At 72.7% G+C, this 18686-nt stretch carries 15 protein-coding genes and 1 pseudogene; 9 read left to right on the forward strand and 7 right to left on the reverse strand.

All coding sequences use genetic code 11. From position 1 onward, the window contains the following. Nucleotides 1–8: 8 nt before the first annotated feature. The 3 genes from AB0K25_RS07025 (at nucleotide 9) to AB0K25_RS07035 (ending at nucleotide 3133) form a co-directional block, all read left to right on the forward strand. Nucleotides 9–965 carry an ABC transporter permease gene (locus AB0K25_RS07025; protein WP_357535206.1) on the forward strand — a complete coding sequence of 319 codons (957 nt, stop codon included), beginning with the start codon at nucleotides 9–11 and terminating at the stop codon, nucleotides 963–965. Between the two features lie 109 nt (nucleotides 966–1074). Then, nucleotides 1075–2112 (forward strand): ABC transporter ATP-binding protein, encoded by a 1038-nt coding sequence (locus AB0K25_RS07030; RefSeq protein WP_363818993.1) that lies wholly within the window; start codon nucleotides 1075–1077, stop codon nucleotides 2110–2112. Continuing rightward, complete coding sequence (locus tag AB0K25_RS07035; protein ID WP_208567989.1) at nucleotides 2096–3133, forward strand: dipeptide ABC transporter ATP-binding protein; 1038 nt, start codon at nucleotides 2096–2098, stop codon at nucleotides 3131–3133. Before AB0K25_RS07030 ends, AB0K25_RS07035 begins: the two co-directional genes overlap by 17 nt. Nucleotides 3134–3256: 123 nt before the next feature. Here the strand turns inward: AB0K25_RS07035 and purH are convergent, their stop codons facing one another. Both purH and purN read right to left on the reverse strand, forming a co-directional pair. Beyond that, nucleotides 3257–4828, reverse strand: a complete 1572-nt coding sequence (gene purH / locus AB0K25_RS07040; protein WP_219464668.1) for a bifunctional phosphoribosylaminoimidazolecarboxamide formyltransferase/IMP cyclohydrolase — start codon at nucleotides 4826–4828, stop codon at nucleotides 3257–3259. Beyond that, the gene (gene purN, locus AB0K25_RS07045; protein ID WP_219464669.1) at nucleotides 4825–5445 is read right to left on the reverse strand and encodes a phosphoribosylglycinamide formyltransferase; all 621 of its coding nucleotides are present in this window, start codon (nucleotides 5443–5445) and stop codon (nucleotides 4825–4827) included. The genes purH and purN overlap by 4 nt, the downstream gene beginning before the upstream one ends. Nucleotides 5446–5631: 186 nt before the next feature. Between purN and AB0K25_RS07050 the strand changes: the two genes are divergently transcribed. Both AB0K25_RS07050 and AB0K25_RS07055 read left to right on the forward strand, forming a co-directional pair. Further along, the gene (locus AB0K25_RS07050) at nucleotides 5632–5928 is read left to right on the forward strand and encodes a CD225/dispanin family protein (RefSeq protein ID WP_208567986.1); all 297 of its coding nucleotides are present in this window, start codon (nucleotides 5632–5634) and stop codon (nucleotides 5926–5928) included. A 26-nt stretch (nucleotides 5929–5954) separates the two neighbouring features. Next, nucleotides 5955–6554 (forward strand): hypothetical protein, encoded by a 600-nt coding sequence (locus tag AB0K25_RS07055; RefSeq protein ID WP_363818998.1) that lies wholly within the window; start codon nucleotides 5955–5957, stop codon nucleotides 6552–6554. 426 nt (nucleotides 6555–6980) lie between these two features. Here AB0K25_RS07055 and AB0K25_RS07060 read toward each other — a convergent pair. Continuing rightward, a pseudogene (locus tag AB0K25_RS07060) lies at nucleotides 6981–8255 on the reverse strand (DUF6350 family protein); the annotation flags it as partial. Nucleotides 8256–8411: 156 nt separating this feature from the next. Between AB0K25_RS07060 and AB0K25_RS07065 the strand changes: the two are divergent. Beyond that, nucleotides 8412–8669 carry a hypothetical protein gene (locus AB0K25_RS07065; RefSeq protein WP_208567984.1) on the forward strand — a complete coding sequence of 86 codons (258 nt, stop codon included), beginning with the start codon at nucleotides 8412–8414 and terminating at the stop codon, nucleotides 8667–8669. Between the two features lie 69 nt (nucleotides 8670–8738). Here AB0K25_RS07065 and sucD read toward each other — a convergent pair whose 3' ends face one another. The 3 genes from sucD to AB0K25_RS07080 form a co-directional block, all read right to left on the reverse strand. After that, entirely contained in the window at nucleotides 8739–9626 is an 888-nt protein-coding gene (sucD, locus tag AB0K25_RS07070) for a succinate--CoA ligase subunit alpha (protein ID WP_208567983.1), read from the reverse strand. Nucleotides 9627–9628: 2 nt separating this feature from the next. Continuing rightward, nucleotides 9629–10807, reverse strand: a complete 1179-nt coding sequence (gene sucC, locus AB0K25_RS07075) for an ADP-forming succinate--CoA ligase subunit beta (protein ID WP_208567982.1) — start codon at nucleotides 10805–10807, stop codon at nucleotides 9629–9631. A gap of 568 nt (nucleotides 10808–11375) precedes the next feature. Then, complete coding sequence (locus AB0K25_RS07080; protein ID WP_208567981.1) at nucleotides 11376–11780, reverse strand: cobalamin B12-binding domain-containing protein; 405 nt, start codon at nucleotides 11778–11780, stop codon at nucleotides 11376–11378. A 385-nt stretch (nucleotides 11781–12165) separates the two neighbouring features. On the opposite strand from AB0K25_RS07080, the gene AB0K25_RS07085 reads away from it, so the two are divergent. After that, the gene (locus AB0K25_RS07085; RefSeq protein ID WP_208567980.1) at nucleotides 12166–12882 is read left to right on the forward strand and encodes a M23 family metallopeptidase; all 717 of its coding nucleotides are present in this window, start codon (nucleotides 12166–12168) and stop codon (nucleotides 12880–12882) included. 354 nt (nucleotides 12883–13236) lie between these two features. Continuing rightward, the gene (locus AB0K25_RS07090; protein WP_363819217.1) at nucleotides 13237–13989 is read left to right on the forward strand and encodes a peptidoglycan DD-metalloendopeptidase family protein; all 753 of its coding nucleotides are present in this window, start codon (nucleotides 13237–13239) and stop codon (nucleotides 13987–13989) included. 58 nt (nucleotides 13990–14047) lie between these two features. Here the strand turns inward: AB0K25_RS07090 and pcrA are convergent, their stop codons facing one another. Then, nucleotides 14048–16450 carry a DNA helicase PcrA gene (gene pcrA / locus AB0K25_RS07095; RefSeq protein ID WP_219464673.1) on the reverse strand — a complete coding sequence of 801 codons (2403 nt, stop codon included), beginning with the start codon at nucleotides 16448–16450 and terminating at the stop codon, nucleotides 14048–14050. Between the two features lie 247 nt (nucleotides 16451–16697). Between pcrA and AB0K25_RS07100 the strand changes: the two genes are divergently transcribed. Continuing rightward, entirely contained in the window at nucleotides 16698–18548 is a 1851-nt protein-coding gene (locus AB0K25_RS07100; protein WP_363819003.1) for a bifunctional metallophosphatase/5'-nucleotidase, read from the forward strand. The last annotated feature ends 138 nt before the right edge of the window (nucleotides 18549–18686 follow it).

An 18686-nucleotide genomic window follows, 5' to 3' on the forward strand; every position in this document is an offset into this window, starting at 1 on the left:
GTACGGGCATGAGCGACTTCGAGACGGTGGCGGCGACGGAGGACCAGGCCGCCCGCCGGGGGGTCTCCGGTGAGCCCGGCACCCCCGACCGGGTCGGCGTACCGCAGAAACCCCGCAGCCTGGCCGGGGACGCCTGGCGTGAGCTGCGCCGCAAGCCGGTCTTCTGGATCAGTCTGGTGCTGGTCGTGCTGGTCGCCGCGATGGCCGCCGTGCCGTCGCTGTTCACCGCCAACGACCCGCGCGACTGCGTGCTGTCCCGCCAGCACGCCGGGGCGTCCGGCGGGGCCATCTTCGGGTACGACTTCCAGGGCTGCGACACGTACGCCCGGGCGGTCTACGGGGCCCGCGCCTCGCTGCTTGTCGGCGCGCTCTCCGCTCTACTCACCGGGGTCGTCGCGCTGGTGGTCGGGATGGTGGCCGGCTACTTCGGCCGCTGGGTCGACGCGGTGCTCTCCCGGGTGATCGACATCGTGCTCGGCATCCCGCTGCTGCTCGCCGCGATCGTGCTGCTCAAGCGGGTCAGCACCAGCAGCGACACGGTCCGGCTGTTCGCGGTGATCTTCGTGTTGGCGGTGCTCGGCTGGACCACCGCCGCCCGGGTGGTCCGCTCCTCGGTGATCACCGCCAAGGAGCAGGACTACGTCGCCGCCGCCCGGATGCTCGGCGCGGGCGACGGCCGGATCATGTGGCGGCACATCCTGCCCAATGCGCTCGCCCCGGCGATCGTGGTGCTGACCATCGCGCTCGGTTCGTTCATCGCCGCCGAGGCGACCCTGAGCTTCCTGGGCATCGGACTGAAGGCGCCCACCATCTCCTGGGGCATCGAGATCGACGCCGGCCGGGTGCACATGCGCGAGTCGGCGACCCCGCTGGTCGTCCCGTCCGCCTTCCTCGCGCTGACCGTGCTGGCCTTCATCATGCTGGGCGACGCGATCCGCGACGCCTTCGACCCGAAGCTGCGGTGAGCACCGTGCCGGCCACAGCGCCCCCACCCCCCACGCCCGCAACGGGCCCGGCACCCACGCCCCGCACGCCCGCAGCGGGTCCCGCAGTCGCGAGCGAGAGGCAGATCCGGTGACCGAGTCCACGGTCCGGCCCACGCCGGCCTCACCCACCCCGCCCGGCGGTCACCTGCTGGAGGTACGGGACCTGCACGTCGAGTTCCGCACCGGCGAGGGGGTGGCCAAGGTGATCAACGGGGTCTCCTACCACCTGGACCCGGGCGAGACGCTGGCCGTGCTCGGTGAGTCCGGCTCCGGCAAGTCGGTCACCGCCCAGGCGGTCATGGGCATCCTGGACACCCCACCGGCGGCGATCCGTTCCGGTCAGATCCGCTACCGGGGCCGCGATCTGCTCACCCTGCCCGAGGAGCAACGCCGGCAGGTACGCGGCAAGGAGATCGCGATGATCTTCCAGGACGCCCTGTCGGCGTTGAACCCGGTCTTCCCGGTCGGCTGGCAGATCGGCGAGACGCTGCGACACCGGGACGGGATGTCCCGCGCCGACGCCCGACGGCGGACCGTCGAACTGATGGACCTGGTGCGCATCCCGGGGGCGGCCGGACGGCTCGGCGACCACCCGCACCAGTTCTCCGGCGGGATGCGGCAACGCGTCATGATCGCCATGGCGCTGGCCCTGGACCCGAAGGTGCTGATCGCCGACGAACCGACCACCGCCCTCGACGTCACCGTGCAGGCCCAGATCATGGACCTACTGGCCGACCTGCGGCGCGACCTCGACATGGCGATGATCCTGATCACCCACGACCTGGGGGTGGTGGCCGGCGTCGCGGACCGGATCGCCGTCATGTACGCCGGCCGGATCGTCGAGCACGCCGACGTCCACGCGTTGTACCGGGCACCGGCCCACCCGTACACCAAGGGGTTGCTGGCCTCGATTCCCCGGCTGGACGTGCGCGGCCGGGAGCTGGCCACGATCCGGGGACTGCCACCGAACCTGATGCGGATCCCCACCGGCTGCCCGTTCCACCCCCGATGCCCGTACGTGCAGCAGGTCTGCGTGGACGTGGTGCCGGACGACCTGGTCCTCGCCGACGGCCGGACCAGCGCGTGCCACTTCGCGCAGGAGGTCCACGATGACCGCGCCCGCTAGCCCGGCCAAGGTCCGGGGCGAGACCATCCTCGCCGTCGACGACCTGGTCAAACACTTCCCGATCACCCGGGGCGTGCTCTTCCAACGGCAGGTCGGCGCGGTCCGGGCGGTCGACGGGGTCAGCTTCGTGCTGCGTCGGGGCGAGACGCTCGGCATCGTCGGCGAATCCGGCTGCGGCAAGTCGACCCTCGCCCGGCTGCTGATGCGGCTGGAGACGCCGACCTCCGGCCGGGCCACCCTGGAGGGCCGCGACCTGCTCTCCGCCTCCGGGGGCGAACTGCGCCGGCTGCGGCGCAACATGCAGATGGTGATGCAGGACCCGTACACCTCGCTGAACCCCCGGATGACGGTGGGCGACATCATCGGCGAGCCGTTCGACATCCACCCCGACGCCGCACCCAAGGGCAGCAAACGCGGCCGGGTGCAGGAGTTGCTGGACCTGGTCGGGCTGAACCCCGAGCACGTCAACCGCTACCCGCACCAGTTCTCCGGCGGTCAGCGGCAACGCATCGGCATCGCCCGGGCGCTCGCCCTGCGCCCCGAGGTGATCGTCTGCGACGAGCCGGTCTCCGCCCTGGACGTCTCGATCCAGGCCCAGGTCATCAACCTGTTGGGGCAACTCCAGGACGAGCTGGGCCTGTCGTACGTCTTCATCGCGCACGACCTGTCGGTGGTCCGGCACATCTGCGACCGGGTGGCGGTGATGTACCTGGGCCGGATCGTCGAGATCGGCACCGAGGAGGAGATCTACGAACGGGCCACCCACCCGTACACCCAGGCGCTGCTGTCCGCGGTGCCGGTGCCCGACCCGGCCGCCCGCGACGCCACCGGCATCATCCGGCTGACCGGCGACGTGCCCAGCCCGGCCGACCCGCCGTCCGGCTGCCACTTCCGCACCCGCTGCTGGAAAGCCGAGGACATCTGCGCCCGGGAAGACCCGCCGACCGTCCCCCGGCCCGCCGACCCCCACCCCAGCGCCTGCCACTTCGCCGCCCTACGCGACCCGCCGGGCGGGGCCTGACCACCGGTCACCGCGCCGTGTGGACACCTACGGCCGAGCACACACCGGGTGCCGCTCGGCCGTAGGTGATCACGCAGGCGGTGCGCCGGGCCGGCCGGTGGCGGCCCGCCCGGCCGGGGTGGATCAGTGGAAGAAGTGCCGGGTGGCGGTGAGGTACATGGTGACGCCGGCCTGCTGGCAGGCGGCGATGGTGTCCTCGTCGCGGATCGACCCGCCGGGCTGGACGATCGCCTTCACCCCGGCGTCGATCAGGATCTGCGCGCCGTCGGCGAACGGGAAGAAGGCGTCCGAGGCGGCGACGGACCCCCGGGCTCGCTCCGCACCGGCCCGGCTGACCGCCAGCCGGGCCGAGTCGACCCGGTTGACCTGACCCATCCCCACCCCGACCGACGCGCCGTCGCGGGCCAGCAGGATCGCGTTGCTCTTCACCGCGCGGACCGCCCGCCAGGCCAGCACCAGGTCCCGCAGGGTCGCCTCGTCGGCGGCCTCGCCGGTGGCCAGCTTCCAGTTGGCCGGGTCGTCGCCCTCGGCGTCGATCCGGTCCCGCTGCTGCACGAGGACACCGCCGGTGACCTGCCGCCACTCAGCCGGCAGCGGGGCGAAGGCCGGGGCGCGCAGCAGCCGGATGTTCTTCTTGCCCTGGAGGATCTCCACCGCGCCGGGCTCGAACTCCGGTGCCACCAGCACCTCGGTGAAGATCTCCGCGACCTGCCCGGCCAGCTCCACCGAGACCGGTCGGTTGACGGCGATCACCCCGCCGAACGCGGAGACCGGGTCGCAGGCGTGGGCCTTGCGGTGCGCCTCGGCGACGTCCGCGCCGACGGCGATGCCGCACGGGTTGGCGTGCTTGATGACCGCCACCGCCGGCTGGTCGGGGAAGTCGTTCGCGGCCCGCCAGGCGGCGTCCGCGTCGACGTAGTTGTTGTAGGACATCTCCTTGCCGTGCAACTGCTCGGCCTGGGCCAGCCCCGGCGGGCTGCCCGGGTCGGCGTAGACGGCGGCACCCTGGTGCGGGTTCTCGCCGTAGCGCAGCGTCGCCTGCCGGCGCAGGGCCAGCCCGGCGAAGTGCGGCCAGCCGTCCTCGGCGGGGGCGGCGGTGCCGGCGAACCAGTCGGCGACCGCGACGTCGTACTCGGCGATGTCGGCGAACGCGCGGGCGGCCAGCGCCCGCCGCTGGGCCAGCGTGAAACCGCCCTCGGCCAGCGCGGCGACCAGCGCCGGGTACGCGGCCGGGTCGGTCACCACGGCGACCGAGGCGTGGTTCTTGGCGGCGGCCCGGACCATCGCCGGCCCACCGATGTCGATCTGCTCGACGCACTCGTCCGCCGACGCGCCGGAGGCGACGGTTTCCTGGAACGGGTAGAGGTTGGAGACCAGGACGTCGATGCCGGCGATGCCGTGCTCGTCGAGCTGCGCGCCGTGCGAGTCCTTGCGCAGGTCGGCCAGGAGACCGCCGTGGATCTTGGGGTGCAGGGTCTTGACCCGGCCGTCGAGGATCTCGGGGAAGCCGGTCACCTGCTCGACCGGGGTCACCGGCACGCCCGCGCCGGAGATCGTCGAGGCGGTGGAACCGGTCGAGACGATCTCCACCCCGGCCCCGTGCAACGCGCGGGCCAGCTCGACCAGACCACTCTTGTCGTAGACGCTGACCAGTGCCCGCCTGATCGGGCGGCGGGAGTCCTGCGGGGCACTCACGGAACGGTGACCTTTCTTCCGGTGATCGTCCAACCTGCACGAACCAGGCGACCGACCTGCTCGACGAGCTGGCGGCGCTCGGCTTGCTTGATGCGCTCGGTGAGCGTCTCCTCGTCGTCGTCGTCGAGGACCGGCACCGCGACCTGCGCGACGATCGGGCCGGTGTCCATCCCGGCGTCGACGAAGAAGAGGGTGGCCCCGGTGACCTTGACGCCGTAGGCGAGCGCGTCCCGGGGGCCGTGGATGCCGGGGAACGCCGGCAGCAGCGTGTTGTGCGTGTTGAGATAGCGGTCGCCGAAGGCCGCCAGGAACTGCGGCCCGACCAGCTTCAGGAAACCGGCGGAGATGACCAGGTCGGGCTGGTGCTCGGCGACGTGCGCGGTGAGGGCCTTGTCCCAGTCGGCGCGGGTGGGGTGGTCCTTCACCCGGTCGACGAAGGTCGGCACCCCGGCGGCGGCGGCGCGGTCCAGCCCGACGATGCCGTCCCGGTCGGCGCCGACGGCCACCACCCGGGCCCCGTAGCCGGGGTCGGCGGCGGCGTCCAGCAGCGCCTGGAGGTTGCTGCCGGAGCCGGAGACGAGGACGACGAGGCGGGCGACGGGCGCGGGCTCGGTCACACGGGCCACCCTAGCGGGCAGGTCGGCCCGCCCATCCTGCGGGCGGCGACGTTTCGGGTGATCACGCGTGTCGCCCGGACACGGTACGCTGCCGGTCGCCCGGTGGCCGGGCCGCGCCCGCCACCGCACCCCATAGCCAATGATCAGGTACGGACGCCGTACCGACGTGAACGAGGAGTACCACAGATGCAGCCCGGCTACCCCAACCCGCAGCAGCCGATCAACAACAACATGACCCCGTCGATCGTGGCCATCTTCTTCTTCTGGCCGCTGGCGATCCCCGCCATCATCAACGCATCCAAGGTCAACCCGGCCCTGCAGCAGGGCGACTACGCGGGTGCCGAGGCCGCCGCCCGCGAGTCCAAGAAGTGGTCGAAGCTGGCCTTCATCATCGGTGGTGTGTGGCTCGTCATCGTGCTGCTGTGCTGCATCTTCGGTGGTGTGATGGGTGCGATCGACGGCAGCAGCACCAGCAGCTACTGACGGCCCACGACTGAGGAGCAGCCGAGATGCAGCCCGGAAACCCCGGCCACGACCCGTACGGCCAGCAGCCCCCGCACGATCCGTACGGGCAGCAGCCCGTCTCGGGCCAGCCGCAGGACCCGTACGCCGCGCCGCAGGCACCGTACGGGCAGCAACCGGCGGCACCGTACGGCGAGCAGCCTCCGCAGTACGGGCAGCCCCCGCACGACCCGTACGGCCCCCAGCCCACCTCGGGCCAGCCGTACGAGCAGCCCTTCCAGCCGGACCCGTACGGCCAGCCCGTCCACAAGGACCCCTACGGGCAGCAGCCGTACGCCGCGGCGGCCTCCTATCCGGGGGCCGGCTATCCAGCGCCGCAGGGGCAGCAGAACACCCTCGGCCTGGTGTCGCTGATCCTCGGCATCGCGTCGCTTCCGCTGCTCTGCTGCCTCTTCCTGGGCATCCCGCTCGGCATCGGCGCGGTGATCACCGGTTGGCTGGGGATGCAGAAGGCCAACCAGGGTCTGGCCAGCAACGCCGGTCAGGCCAAGGCCGGCCTGATCTGCGGCGCGATCGCGGTCGGGCTCGGCATCCTGCTGCTGCTGCTCAACCTCATCGGCAGCTTCACGCTGCCCACCTCGCCCTGACCGGGCGCGACATCGAGGGGCGTCCCGGCACCGTCCGGGGCGCCCCTCGCCGTAAACCGGCAGCACCGCGAGACCGCCGGGCCGGCACGGGACGGCCAGGCCAGACCGCCGGGCCGGCAAGAGACGGCCAGGCCGGCAGCACCGCGAGGCCGGCGGGCCGGCACGAGACGGCGAGGTCGACCCGGCCAGGCCGGCCGGACCGCGCAGCCGGCAGCAGGGTGCGCGGCGCGGTGCAGCCGGCAGGACCGCGCAGCCGGCAGGAGCGGATGCTCAGTCGACGACCGGGCGGGGCGGCCGGTCGGCGGCTGATCGGGGGCGGTCCCGGCCCGTACGCGACCGGTCCTCGACCGGGCCCGGCCGGTCCGCAGCCGGCCGGGGGCGGGTGACGGGCGACCGCGGCCGGGCGGGTGGGCGGGCCGACGACGGACGGTCGAGCACCTTGGCGGCGGCGGCCCCGAGCAGCGCGCCGACCGCGACCACGGCGGTGGCCACTGCCGCCACCTGCCACGGCACCGGGCCGATCTCGGCCAGCCGGCCGCCGCCGAGCGATCCGCCGGAGGCCACCGCGGCGAGCCCGACGACCAGGCCGACCACCGGCCCGGCGAGCGCCGCCGGGCCGAGCAGCGCCGGCCAGTCCGGCCCGGCCCGGTCGTCGGGGTCCGGGCGGAGCAGCCGGCGGCCGAGCAGCCAACCCGCCGTCATGCCGGCCAGCACCGGCACCGCCAGCAGCGCCGCACCGAGCCCGTCGACCGGGCCGCTGGGCAGGCCGGCGAGCAGCGGTACGGCCGGCAGCGACCCGACGGACACTTCGCTGAGGCGGATCGCCGTGCCGGTGCCGACGGCGAACCCGGGGCCGAGCAGGTAGGCGGTGGACCAGACGGTGGCGTTCGGTGCGTAGGCCAGGCTGACCAGGGTGATGCCGGCCTGCCCGGCCACCCCGGTCCGGTAGGCCCCGATCAGGTCGGCGGCGTCTCCCCCGCCGGTCGCCACCGCCAGGCCGGCCGCCACGGCACCCGCCCCGAGCAGCAGCAGAGCGGCGACCAGGCCGGTGCGGACACCGTCGCGCAGCACCGCCGGCGCACGCTCGGCCAGCAGGCCGGCGACCCCGGTGGTGCGTGCCGCCCCGACCAGGGCCGCCACCGTGCCGAAGAGCAGCAGGGTCAGCCCGGACCGGACCGGGGAGACCCGCAGGCCGGTGCTGTCGACCAGCAGCGCGGCCAGGACGCCGAACAGGGCGTACCCGATGCCGACCGCGACGGCGACGGTGGCCGCCTGCCGGGGGGACCGGCCGCCGCGCGCGCCGACCGCCCGGCTGGCGTGCACCCCGGCCCGGCTCAGCCGCCAGCACGCGAACACCGAGAGCGCCAGCGGGACGAGGCCGATCGGGCCGGCGGTGGTCCCCAGCGGCACCCCGTGGCCGAGCAGCCAACCGGCGAGACCGGCCCGCAGCGCACCGACCACCGAGCCGGCGTCCTCGGTGAACTGGGCCAGCCCGAGCACCACCGCCACCGGCAGATAGGAGGTGACGGCGGCACCGGCGGCGGCCACCCCGGCGGCGACCGGTAACGGCGCCCGGGAGCGTCCGGGCTGCTCCGGCCGACGGGGGGCGGGCACCCGGGCACCACCGGCACGGCCCGGCGGCCGGCCGCCGGCACGGGCACCGCTGGGACGGCGGGGCTGATCAGGGGTGATCGAGGACATCGGGTCTACTCTGGCACGCCGCGCCGGTGGTGGCTGCCCGCCGGGGCCGCCCGGCTCCGGCGAGTTCCGTGATCCACCGCCATGGGCCCCCGATCCGGTCTAGCCTCGGCGCAGGGACGCGACCGAAGTCGCGGCACCGATCGCCCGGAGGAAGCCGTGAATGCTCCGTACCCACCGCCACCGGCTGCGGCCGGGCGGGACCGCACCACGCTCTGGGGGGTGCTCGGCATCGTCCTCGGCCTGATCTGCTGCGGCATCCTGGGCATCGTCTTCGGTTACCTGTCGATCCGCGACGCCAAGCGGTACGGCCAGTCGCCGCTGCTCGGTTACCTGGCCATCGCGTTCGGCGTGATCAACATCATCGGCACCGCGATCTGGCGGGCCAGCGGGAACTACCCGCTCTGGAACAACTGAAGGGGCCGACCGTCTCCGGTCGCCCCCTTCAGCTGTGCGTCGCTCGTTCGGGCTGGTGCAGCCCACGGCTCAGCGGCCGGACATCAGCTCCCGCATCAGCTTGGCGGTCTCGGTCGGGGTCTTGCCGACCTTGACCCCGACCGCCTCCAGCGCCTGCTGCTTGGCCTCGGCGGTGCCCGCCGAGCCGGAGATGATCGCGCCGGCGTGCCCCATGGTCTTGCCGGGGGGCGCGGTGAAGCCGGCGATGTAGCCGACCACCGGCTTGGTGACGTTGTCCTTGATGAAGTCGGCGGCCCGCTCCTCGGCGTCGCCGCCGATCTCGCCGATCATGACGATCGCGTCGGTCTCCGGGTCGGCCTCGAACGCGGCGAGCGCGTCGATGTGGGTGGTCCCGATGATCGGGTCGCCACCGATGCCGACGCAGGTGGAGAAGCCGATGTCGCGCAGCTCGTACATCATCTGGTAGGTCAGCGTGCCGCTCTTGCTGACCAGGCCGATCCGGCCGGAGCCGGTGATGTCGGCCGGGATGATGCCGGCGTTGGACGCGCCGGGCGAGGCGATGCCGGGGCAGTTCGGCCCGATGATCCGGGTCTGCTCCCCCTTGGCCACATTGTACGCCCAGAACGAGGCGGTGTCGTGCACCGGCACGCCCTCGGTGATCACCACGGCGAGCGGGATCTGCGCGTCGATCGCCTCGACCACCGCGCCCTTGGTGAACTGCGGCGGTACGAAGATCACCGTGACGTCCGCCCCGGTCTCCCGCATCGCGTCCGCGACGGAGGCGAAGACCGGCAGCTCGGTGCCGTCGAAGTCGACGGTGGTGCCGGCCTTGCGCGGGTTGACCCCGCCGACGACGTTGGTGCCGGCGGCGAGCATCCGCCGGGTGTGCTTGGAACCCTCGGAACCGGTCATCCCCTGCACGATGACCTTCGACTCCTTGGTCAGCCAGATCGCCATCGTCAGACCCCCGCAGCTGCCAGCTCGGCGGCCCGCTCGGCCGCGCCGTCCATGGTGTCGACCCGCTGCACGAGCGGGTTGCCGGCGCCGTCGAGGATCGCCCGACCGGCCTCCGCGTTGTTGCCGTCGAGCCGGACGACGAGCGGCTTGGTGACCTTCTCGCCGCGTTCCTCCAGCAGGGCCAGCGCCTGGATGATGCCGTTGGCGACCTCGTCGCAGGCGGTGATGCCGCCGAAGACGTTGACGAAGACGCTGCGAACCGACGGGTCGGACAGCACGATCTCCAGACCGTTGGCCATCACCGCGGCGCTCGCGCCGCCGCCGATGTCGAGGAAGTTGGCCGGCTTGACGTTGCCGTGCCGCTCGCCCGCGTAGGCCACCACGTCGAGGGTGGACATGACCAGACCCGCGCCGTTGCCGATGATGCCGACCTCGCCGTCGAGCTTGACGTAGTTGAGGTCCTTCTCCTTGGCGGCCTGCTCCAGCGGGTCCACCGCGGCCTGGTCGACCAGCGCCTCGTGGTCCGGGTGCCGGAAACCGGCGTTCTCGTCCAGCGTGATCTTGGCGTCGAGCAGCAGCATCGTGCCGTCGCCCGTCTTGGCCAGCGGGTTCACCTCGACCAGGGTGGCGTCCTCGGCGACGAACGCCTTCCACAGCCCGACCGCGACCGCGACGACCTGGTCGGCGACCTCGGCCGGGAACCCGGCCGCGGCGACGATCTCCCGGGCCTTTGCCTCGTCCACGCCCTCGACCGCGTCGATCGGGGCCTTGACCACCTTGTCGGGGGTCTCGGCCGCGACCTGCTCGATGTCCATACCGCCGGCCACGCTGGCGATGCAGAGGAAGGTGCGGTTCGCCCGGTCGAGCAGGTAGGAGAAGTAGTACTCCTCGGCCACGTCCGCGGTCACGGTGATCATGACCTTGTGGACGGTGTGACCCTTGATGTCCATGCCGAGGATGTCGGTGGCCCTGGCCACCGTCTCGTCGGCGCCCTCGGCCAGCTTGACGCCGCCGGCCTTGCCACGGCCACCGACCTTCACCTGCGCCTTGACGACCACCCGACCGCCGAGGCGTTCGGCGATCGCGCGGGCCTCCTCCGGGGTCGTGGCGACGCCGCCGGCGAGCACGGGCAAGCCGTGCCGCTCGAACAGGTCCCGCCCCTGGTACTCGTACAGGTCCACGATTGCGCGTCCCGTCCCGTCTCCGCGGCGCGCCGTCGCGCCGCCGCCAGCGTTGTGAAACTCCGTTGACGCCTGTCATCAGTTGAAACAGGCCATTGGCCGCAGCCTAGCGAGGTGGGCACCGGCGGCAACCGAGCGGGTGCGCGGTGTGCGGTAATGCACAGCGCGCCGCTGGCGACTCGCCGGTGACACAAATTGGTCCACAGGTTGTCCCAAGCAACGCGTAACCCCACCGTACGGGCGTCGTTGAGTCTGATGTCGGAGCGCTGGTCAGCGCGAAGACGGGAGCGGCCGATGCCCTGTCGGTCGAGGGGTGGCGGCGGGGCATCGTGCATAGAAGGGCCGGGCGTGTGAGGGGTGCGTCCGGCCCTTCACCCTGCCCGGATTCGGATGCCTCCCGATCCGTCGCCCCGGCCGGGCCACACCGCCCCCGGGATCACACCGCCGCCCGGGTCACACCACCGCGGGGAGCACACCGCCGCCGGGGTCACGGCACGACGAAAACGGCGGCGACCGGAAACCGGCACACCACCGTCGGCGTACGAAGGGGTGCGGCGCACCCGGGTGGTCAGCCCACCGGCTGGGCCACGTTGGCCCGGACCCACTCCACGATCGACTGGGTGGTCGCACCCGGCGTGAAGATCTTCTTGACGCCCAGCTCCACCAGCTCGGGGAGATCGGCGTCGGGGATGATGCCGCCGCCGAAGACGACGATGTCCCGCGCGTCCCGCTCGGCGAGCAGCTCCAGCACCCGGCGGAAGAGCGTCATGTGCGCACCGGAGAGCACCGAGAGGCCGACCGCGTCGGCGTCCTCCTGGATGGCGGTCTCGACGATCTGCTCCGGGGTCTGGTGCAGGCCGGTGTAGATGACCTCCATGCCCGCGTCACGCAGCGCACGCGCCACCACCTTCGCGCCCCGGTCGTGGCCGTCGAGGCCCGGCTTCGCGACGACTACCCGGATACGAGAGTTCATCAGCGCACACCCTTCACGGCTCCGCGGCTACCAGCTGAACGAACGGTAACCCGACCGACCCGGGGTGGAGAACCCGGGCCGGACCCCTACCGTGCCGACCGGCGACCCGGAAGCCGGACGCCTCCGCCGAACGGTCACGGTGCGCGACGAACGGGCAGGAAGAGGGACAGCCGTCCGGCGTCTGGAGCTATGACAATGAGGGACGGAAAGGGACAGAAGGAATCGCCGCTTCGGTGCCTACGCTTGTGACCGGAGCGGTGGAGGGCTAACGTGTCCACGGTTGTCATCAGGTCCACGGACGGGTGATGACGCGATCTACGACCGTTCGATCAGCTGCACCGAACGGTCGGAGATTGCATCGGATCCCCGACAACGGAGGGTGTGCGTGCGCCAGCGCCTGTCGTCTGAGCCCGATAGATATCGCGGCCGCCGCCGTGTACCAACCCCCCCACGGAGCCGCTACGCGGCGGTCGTCACCACCGCGTTCGTCGGTGCCGGGATCGTCGCGCTCGGCGCGGGGGCGATGCCGGACGCCAAGAGCGTCAGCCCGTCGGTCCTCGACGAGCTCCGGCAGGCCTCGATCACCAGCCAGGACGCCGCCGCGCGGGCCGACGCCGCCGACCGGGCCACCCGCGACAACGCCCGGGACACCGCGGCGGGCGTCGACGAGCAGGACCCGTGGCTGCTGCCCATGCAGGGCTACGACTTCAACTCCCCGTACGGCATGCGGTGGGGCAAGCTGCACACCGGCATCGACCTGGTCGCGCCGGAGGGCACCCCGTACGTGGCCATCCACTCCGGCACGGTCACCAAGGCCGGCTGGTTCGGCGGTTACGGCTACGCGGTGATCGTCCAGCACGCCGACGGCAGCGAGGCCATCTACGGTCACTCCTCCGCGGTGAGCGTGCACGAGGGCCAGCAGGTCAAGGCGGGCGACCAGCTCGGCCTGGTCGGCAACACCGGCCACTCATACGGCGCGCACCTGCACCTGGAGGTCCACGTCAAGGGCCAGCCCCTCGACCCGGTGCCGTGGCTCCAGGAGCGCGGAGTGGACATCAAGCTACAGGTCGAGGCGTACTACACCGAGAAAGCCGCCTCCTGACCCTGCGTGACGCCTGTTGACCGCCCGGATCTACGGATCCGGGCGGTTTCGCGTGCGGGTAAGTCTGCTGCGTCACACACCGCGATGTGACCGACGGCACTGGCGACCCGGCCCGGTCAACGGGGCAGACGACACCCCGGCGGGACATAGCCGGGCAGGCCTGCGGGGCGGTCGGGGCTACCCGCCGGTACCGGTTCCCGTCCCGGCGCGCTCCGACACCCAGGATGGTCCGGTCCGAATCCCCTGAGTGTGTGAAGGTCCGCCGTGCAGGAAGACAACGACAGCACCACCGGCAACGCCGACAGCACCACCCGCAATGCCAGCACCACCCGCAACGCGCGGATCTCCGCCGCCGTGATCCGGCACCGGCGGCGTCACCCACGCGGCGCGCGCGCCCTCGCCGTCGGCGTGGTCGCCCTGGTCGGCCTCGGCCTGGCCGGGGCCGCCACGGCCGCCCTCGACCGGGACGACGCCCCCGAGCCGGCCACCGTCGCGCTCGACGCACAGGCCCGTGCCGAGGCCGCCGACCGTGCCGACCGGTCCACCCGGGAGTCGACCGCCCCGGCCAGCCCCAGCGCCGTGCCGACCCCCACCAGCGCCAGTCCCACCCCGACGGCCGCCCCGACGCGGAAGCCGAAGACCAAGCCGAAGGTCACCGCGAAGCCGAAGGCCGTCGCCAGGAAGACCACCGCTCCCAAGCCGAAGCCGTCCTGGGTGATCCCCATGGCGGGGGCCGGGATCACCTCCTGCTACGGGCAGCGCGGGGGCGCCCTGCACGCCGGAATCGACTTCGCCATGCCGGCCGGTACCCCGATCCACGCCGCTGCGGCCGGCACCGTGGTCAAGGCCGGCGACGTCGGCGACGGCTACGGCATCTCGGTCTTCGTCGACCACGGCAACGGCTACCTGACCCACTACGCCCACCAGAGCAGCGTGAAGGTCGGCGTCGGCGACCGGGTCGGCGTCGGCGAGGTGCTCGGCTACGAGGGCTCCACCGGCGACTCCACCGGCCCCCACCTGCACTTCGAGGTGCACCAGGGGCAGATGTGGAACCAGATCGACCCGGCGCCGTTCCTGCGCGCCCGGGGCATCGACGTGGCCTGCTGAGCCGCGACGGCGAAGGGCCCGGCCCGGCAGCACGCCGGGCCGGGCCCTTCGGCGTCGGTCAGAGCTTGTCGAGCGGGGCGTGGCGCAGCACCAGCCACATGGTCTGGTCGCCGAAGTCGATCTGCGCGCGGGCGCTCGGCCCGTGCCCTTCGACCGCGAGCACCCGCCCCAGGCCGTAGCGCTGGTGGTTGACCCGGTCGCCGGCAGACACCTTCGGCCCCTGCGGCAGCTCGCTGGCGGTGGCCAGCCGACTGGCGTCGACCCCGAGCCGTTTCGCCAGCTCCGTCGCCCTCGGCGTGCCCCCGGTGAAGCCGCCACGCCCGCCGGGCACGCGGTCCGCACGCCCCCCGACGCCGCCGCCCCCACCGGCCCACGAGGTGTACGTCCCCTCGGTGCGCTCCCAGCGGACCAGCTCCGGCGGCAGCTCCTCCAGGAAGCGCGACGGCGGGTTGTACGACGGCTGCCCCCAGGCCGACCGGGTGACCGCCCGGGACAGGTAGAGCCGCTGCCGGGCCCGGGTGATCCCCACGTACGCCAGCCGCCGCTCCTCCTCCAACTCCCGGGTGTCGCCCAGCGAGCGCAGGTGGGGGAAGACGCCGTCCTCCAGGCCGGTCAGGAACACCACCGGGAACTCCAGGCCCTTGGCGGTGTGCAGGGTCATCAGGGTGACGACCCCCTGGTGGTCGGGGTCGTCGGAGGGGATCTGGTCGGCGTCGGCGACCAGCGCCACCTGCTCCAGGAAACCGGCCAGGGTGGCCCGCTCACCGTCCTCGCCAAGCGCCTCGATCCGCTCGGTGTACTCCCGGGCGACGCTGACCAGTTCCTGGAGGTTGTCGACCCGGCCGGCGTCCTGCGGGTCGACGCTCTCCTCCAGCTCGGTCAGGTAGCCCGACCGGGTCAGCAGCGCCTCCAGCACCTCCTCCGGGGTGCCCTCCTCGGCCAGCTCGCGGGCACCGTCGAGCAGCGCGACGAACTCGGCGATGGAGTTGGCGGCCCGGGTGGAGATGCCCGGTGCCTCCCGGGCCCGGCGCAGCGCCGCGCCGAAGGAGATCCGGTCCCGGCTGGAGAGCGCCTCGACGCACGCCTCGGCCCGGTCGCCGATGCCCCGACGTGGGGTGTTCAGCACCCGGCGGAGGCTGACCGTGTCGTCGTCGTTGACCACCGCGCGCAGGTAGGCCAGCGCGTCGCGGACCTCCTTGCGTTCGTAGAAGCGCACCCCGCCGACCACCTTGTAGGGCAGGCCGACCCGGATGAACACCTCCTCGAAGACCCGGGACTGGGCGTTGGTGCGGTAGAAGACGGCCACGTCGCCGGGGCGGGTCTCTCCCGCGTCGACCAGCCGGTCGACCTCCCGGCCCACCCAGTCGGCCTCGGCGTGCTCGGTGTCGGCGACGTAGCCGACGATCTGCTCACCGGCCCCGGCGTCGCTCCACAGCCGCTTGGGCTTGCGGGAGGTGTTGCGGTCGATCACCGCGTTGGCCGCGTTGAGGATGGTCTGGGTGGAGCGGTAGTTCTGCTCCAGCAGGATCGTCCGGGCGTCGGTGAAGTCCCGTTCGAACTCCAGGATGTTGCGGATCGTCGCGCCCCGGAACGCGTAGATCGACTGGTCGGCGTCACCGACGACGCACAGCTCGGCCGGCGCGATCCCCTCGGTGCCGGCGACCAGCTCCTTGATCAGGGTGTACTGCGCGTGGTTGGTGTCCTGGTACTCGTCGACCAGGACGTGCCGGAACCGGCGGCGGTAGCTCTCCGCGACGTGCGGGTGCGACTGGAGCAGGTGCACCGTCGTCATGATCAGGTCGTCGAAGTCCAGCGCGTGCGCCTCCCGCAGCCGCCGCTGGTAGAGGGTGTACGCCTCGGCGAGCGCCCGCTCGTTGGGGCCCGTGGCCCGGCCGGCGAACTCCTCCGGGTCGGTCAGCTCGTTCTTCAGGTTGGACACCTGGGCGGCGAGCCCCCGGGCCGGGTAGCGCTTCGGGTCGAGATCCAGCTCCCGGGCGACCATCTGCATCAGCCGGCGAGAGTCGTCGGCGTCGTAGATGGAGAAGGTCGACTTCAGGCCGGCGTGCTCGTGCTCGGCGCGCAGGATGCGCACGCAGGCGGAGTGGAACGTCGACACCCACATCAGCCGGGCGCGCGGGCCGACCAGGTGGGTCACCCGTTCCTTCATCTCACCGGCGGCCTTGTTGGTGAAGGTGATCGCGATGATCTCGCCGGGGTGGACGTCCCGCGCGGCGAGCAGGTAGGCGATCCGGTGGGTGAGCACCCGGGTCTTGCCGGAGCCGGCCCCGGCCACGATCAGCAACGGCGAGCCGGAATGGGTGACCGCATCCCGCTGGGGACCGTTCAGGCCCTCCACCAGGTCCTGCGGGTCGAGGCGGCGGGCGGGGCCGGGCCGGCGCGGCGGAACCGACGCGGGCTCGGGCGCGGGCGGGGACGCGGGGATGTCGAAGAGAGGATGCATCGCACGGCGAGTCTATGCCGTCGGCCGGACACTTCCCGCCCGCGCACGCCCGGGGCGCCCGAGCCCCGTCACCACCGCCGCGCCACGGCCACCTGCCGCCGCTGTCACGCCACGACCCGGTGACGGCGTCGGCCAGGACTGAGACGAACCTGTCACGCTGGCCCCACTGGCATCTTGGGTCCCGAGGCGCGACGATGACCCGGGAAATCCCCGCCTGCTCCCCCGTAGACGACTTGGGAGAACAACCATGAGTCAACCGCGCTCGCGCGGTCGGGCCGTGCTGCGTCACCTCGCCGCGCCGGTCCTCGCCCTGGCCGTCGTGGCCAGCCTGCCCAGCACCGGCCGCACCACCACGCCGCCGGCCGACGCCGCCCCCGGGGCCGGCCTCGCCCCGGTCGCCGTCTCGTACGCCACCGCGACGGGTGGCGAGGTCAAGGGCCAGTTCCTCAGCTACAACGACTTCCACGGCGCGATCGACCCGCCCGGCGGCAGCGGCGCGACCGTCAACGGCACCCCGGCCGGCGGGGTGGAATACCTGGCCACCTGGCTGAAGAAGCTGCGGGCCGAGGCGAAGGCCGAGGGCCGGGTCACCACCACCGTCGGCGCCGGCGACCTGATCGGGGCCACCCCGCTGGTCAGCGCCGCCTTCCACGACGAGCCCACCATCGAGCTGATGAACCAGATCGGCCTGGACGTCAGCTCGGTCGGCAACCACGAGTTCGACGAGGGCGTCAAGGAGCTGCTCCGGATCGACAAGGGCGGCTGCCACCCGGTCGACGGCTGCCAGGACGGCGACGGCTTCGCCGGCGCGAAGTTCACCTACCTCGCCGCCAACACCATCAACAAGAAGACCAAGCTGCCGATCCTGCCCCCGATCGACGTGAAGTTCGTCGGTGGCGTGCCGGTCGGCTTCGTCGGGGTCACCCTGGAGGGCACCCCGGGCATCGTCAACCCGGCCGGTATCAAGGACGTCACCTTCACCGACGAGGTGCAGACCGCCAACAAGTGGGGCGGCCTGCTCAAGCTCTTCGGTGTCAAGGCGATGGTGCTGCTGGTGCACGAGGGCGGCGCACAGTCCGCGCCGCCGGCCACCCCGGGCGTCTCCGACTGCGCCAACTTCTCCGGCCCGATCGTCGACATCGTCAAGGGCCTGCGGCCGGAGTTCGGCGTGGTGGTCTCCGGGCACACCCACCGCTTCTACTCCTGCTCGCTGCCGAACTCCTCGGGCAAGCCGAGCGTGGTCACCAGCGCCGGCAACAACGGCCAGCTGGTCACCGACATCGACTACTCGCTGGACCGGCGGTCCGGCCGGTTCACCGGCATCACCGCGAAGAACGTGATCGTGGAGAACGGCGTGCGCAACGCCGACGGGACCTGGCAGCAGACCGGCGGGGTGTTCGCCAAGAACCCGGCCCTGGTCGACGCGGGCGCGAAGACGCTGGCCGACAAGTACCGCACGGCGGTCGCCCCGATCGCCAACCGGGTGGTCGGGAAGATCAGCGCCGACCTCGTCCGGGACGTCCGGCCCAACGGGGAGAGCCCGATGGGTGACGTGATCGCCGACGCGCAGCTGGCGTACACCAGGGGCGACGGGGCGCAGCTCGCGCTGATGAACCCGGGCGGCGTACGGGCCTCCCTGTCGTACGGGGCGTCGGCCGGTGGTGAGGCGCCGGGCGAGGTGACCTACGGCGAGGCGTTCACCGTGCAACCGTTCAACAACCTGGTGGTCACCCAGACGTTCACCGGCGCGCAGCTCAAGGACGTGCTGGAGCAGCAGTTCGTCGGCTTCAAGGGGCAGACCACCCAGCGCATCCTCCAGCCGTCGGCCGGGCTGACCTACTCGTACGACAGCACCGCGCCGGCCGGCTCGCGGGTCAGCGCGCTGACCCTGAACGGCACCCCGGTCGACCCGGCGGCCAGCTTCCGGGTCACCACGAACGACTTCCTCGCCAACGGCGGGGACGGGTTCACCGAGCTGGCGGGCGGCGCCGGCCGGACCACCGCCCCCGGCTTCGACGTGGACGCCCTGGTGGCGTACCTGGGTGCCGGGGAGCCGGTCGCCCCCACGGCGGCGGACCGCATCACCCGGTTGGGCTGACCTGAGGGCCGGGCTTCCCGTCGGCGCGTCCGCGCGCCGACGGGGCCCGGCCCGATCCCGTCGGCGGGGGACACGGTCGAACCCGGCGGCCGGGGACTGCTTGCGCGGACCGGCTTCCGGTCGGCATACTCGACGACG

The organism is Micromonospora sp. NPDC049257, assembly GCF_040678915.1.
GTDB classification, from domain to species: domain Bacteria; phylum Actinomycetota; class Actinomycetes; order Mycobacteriales; family Micromonosporaceae; genus Micromonospora; species Micromonospora antibiotica.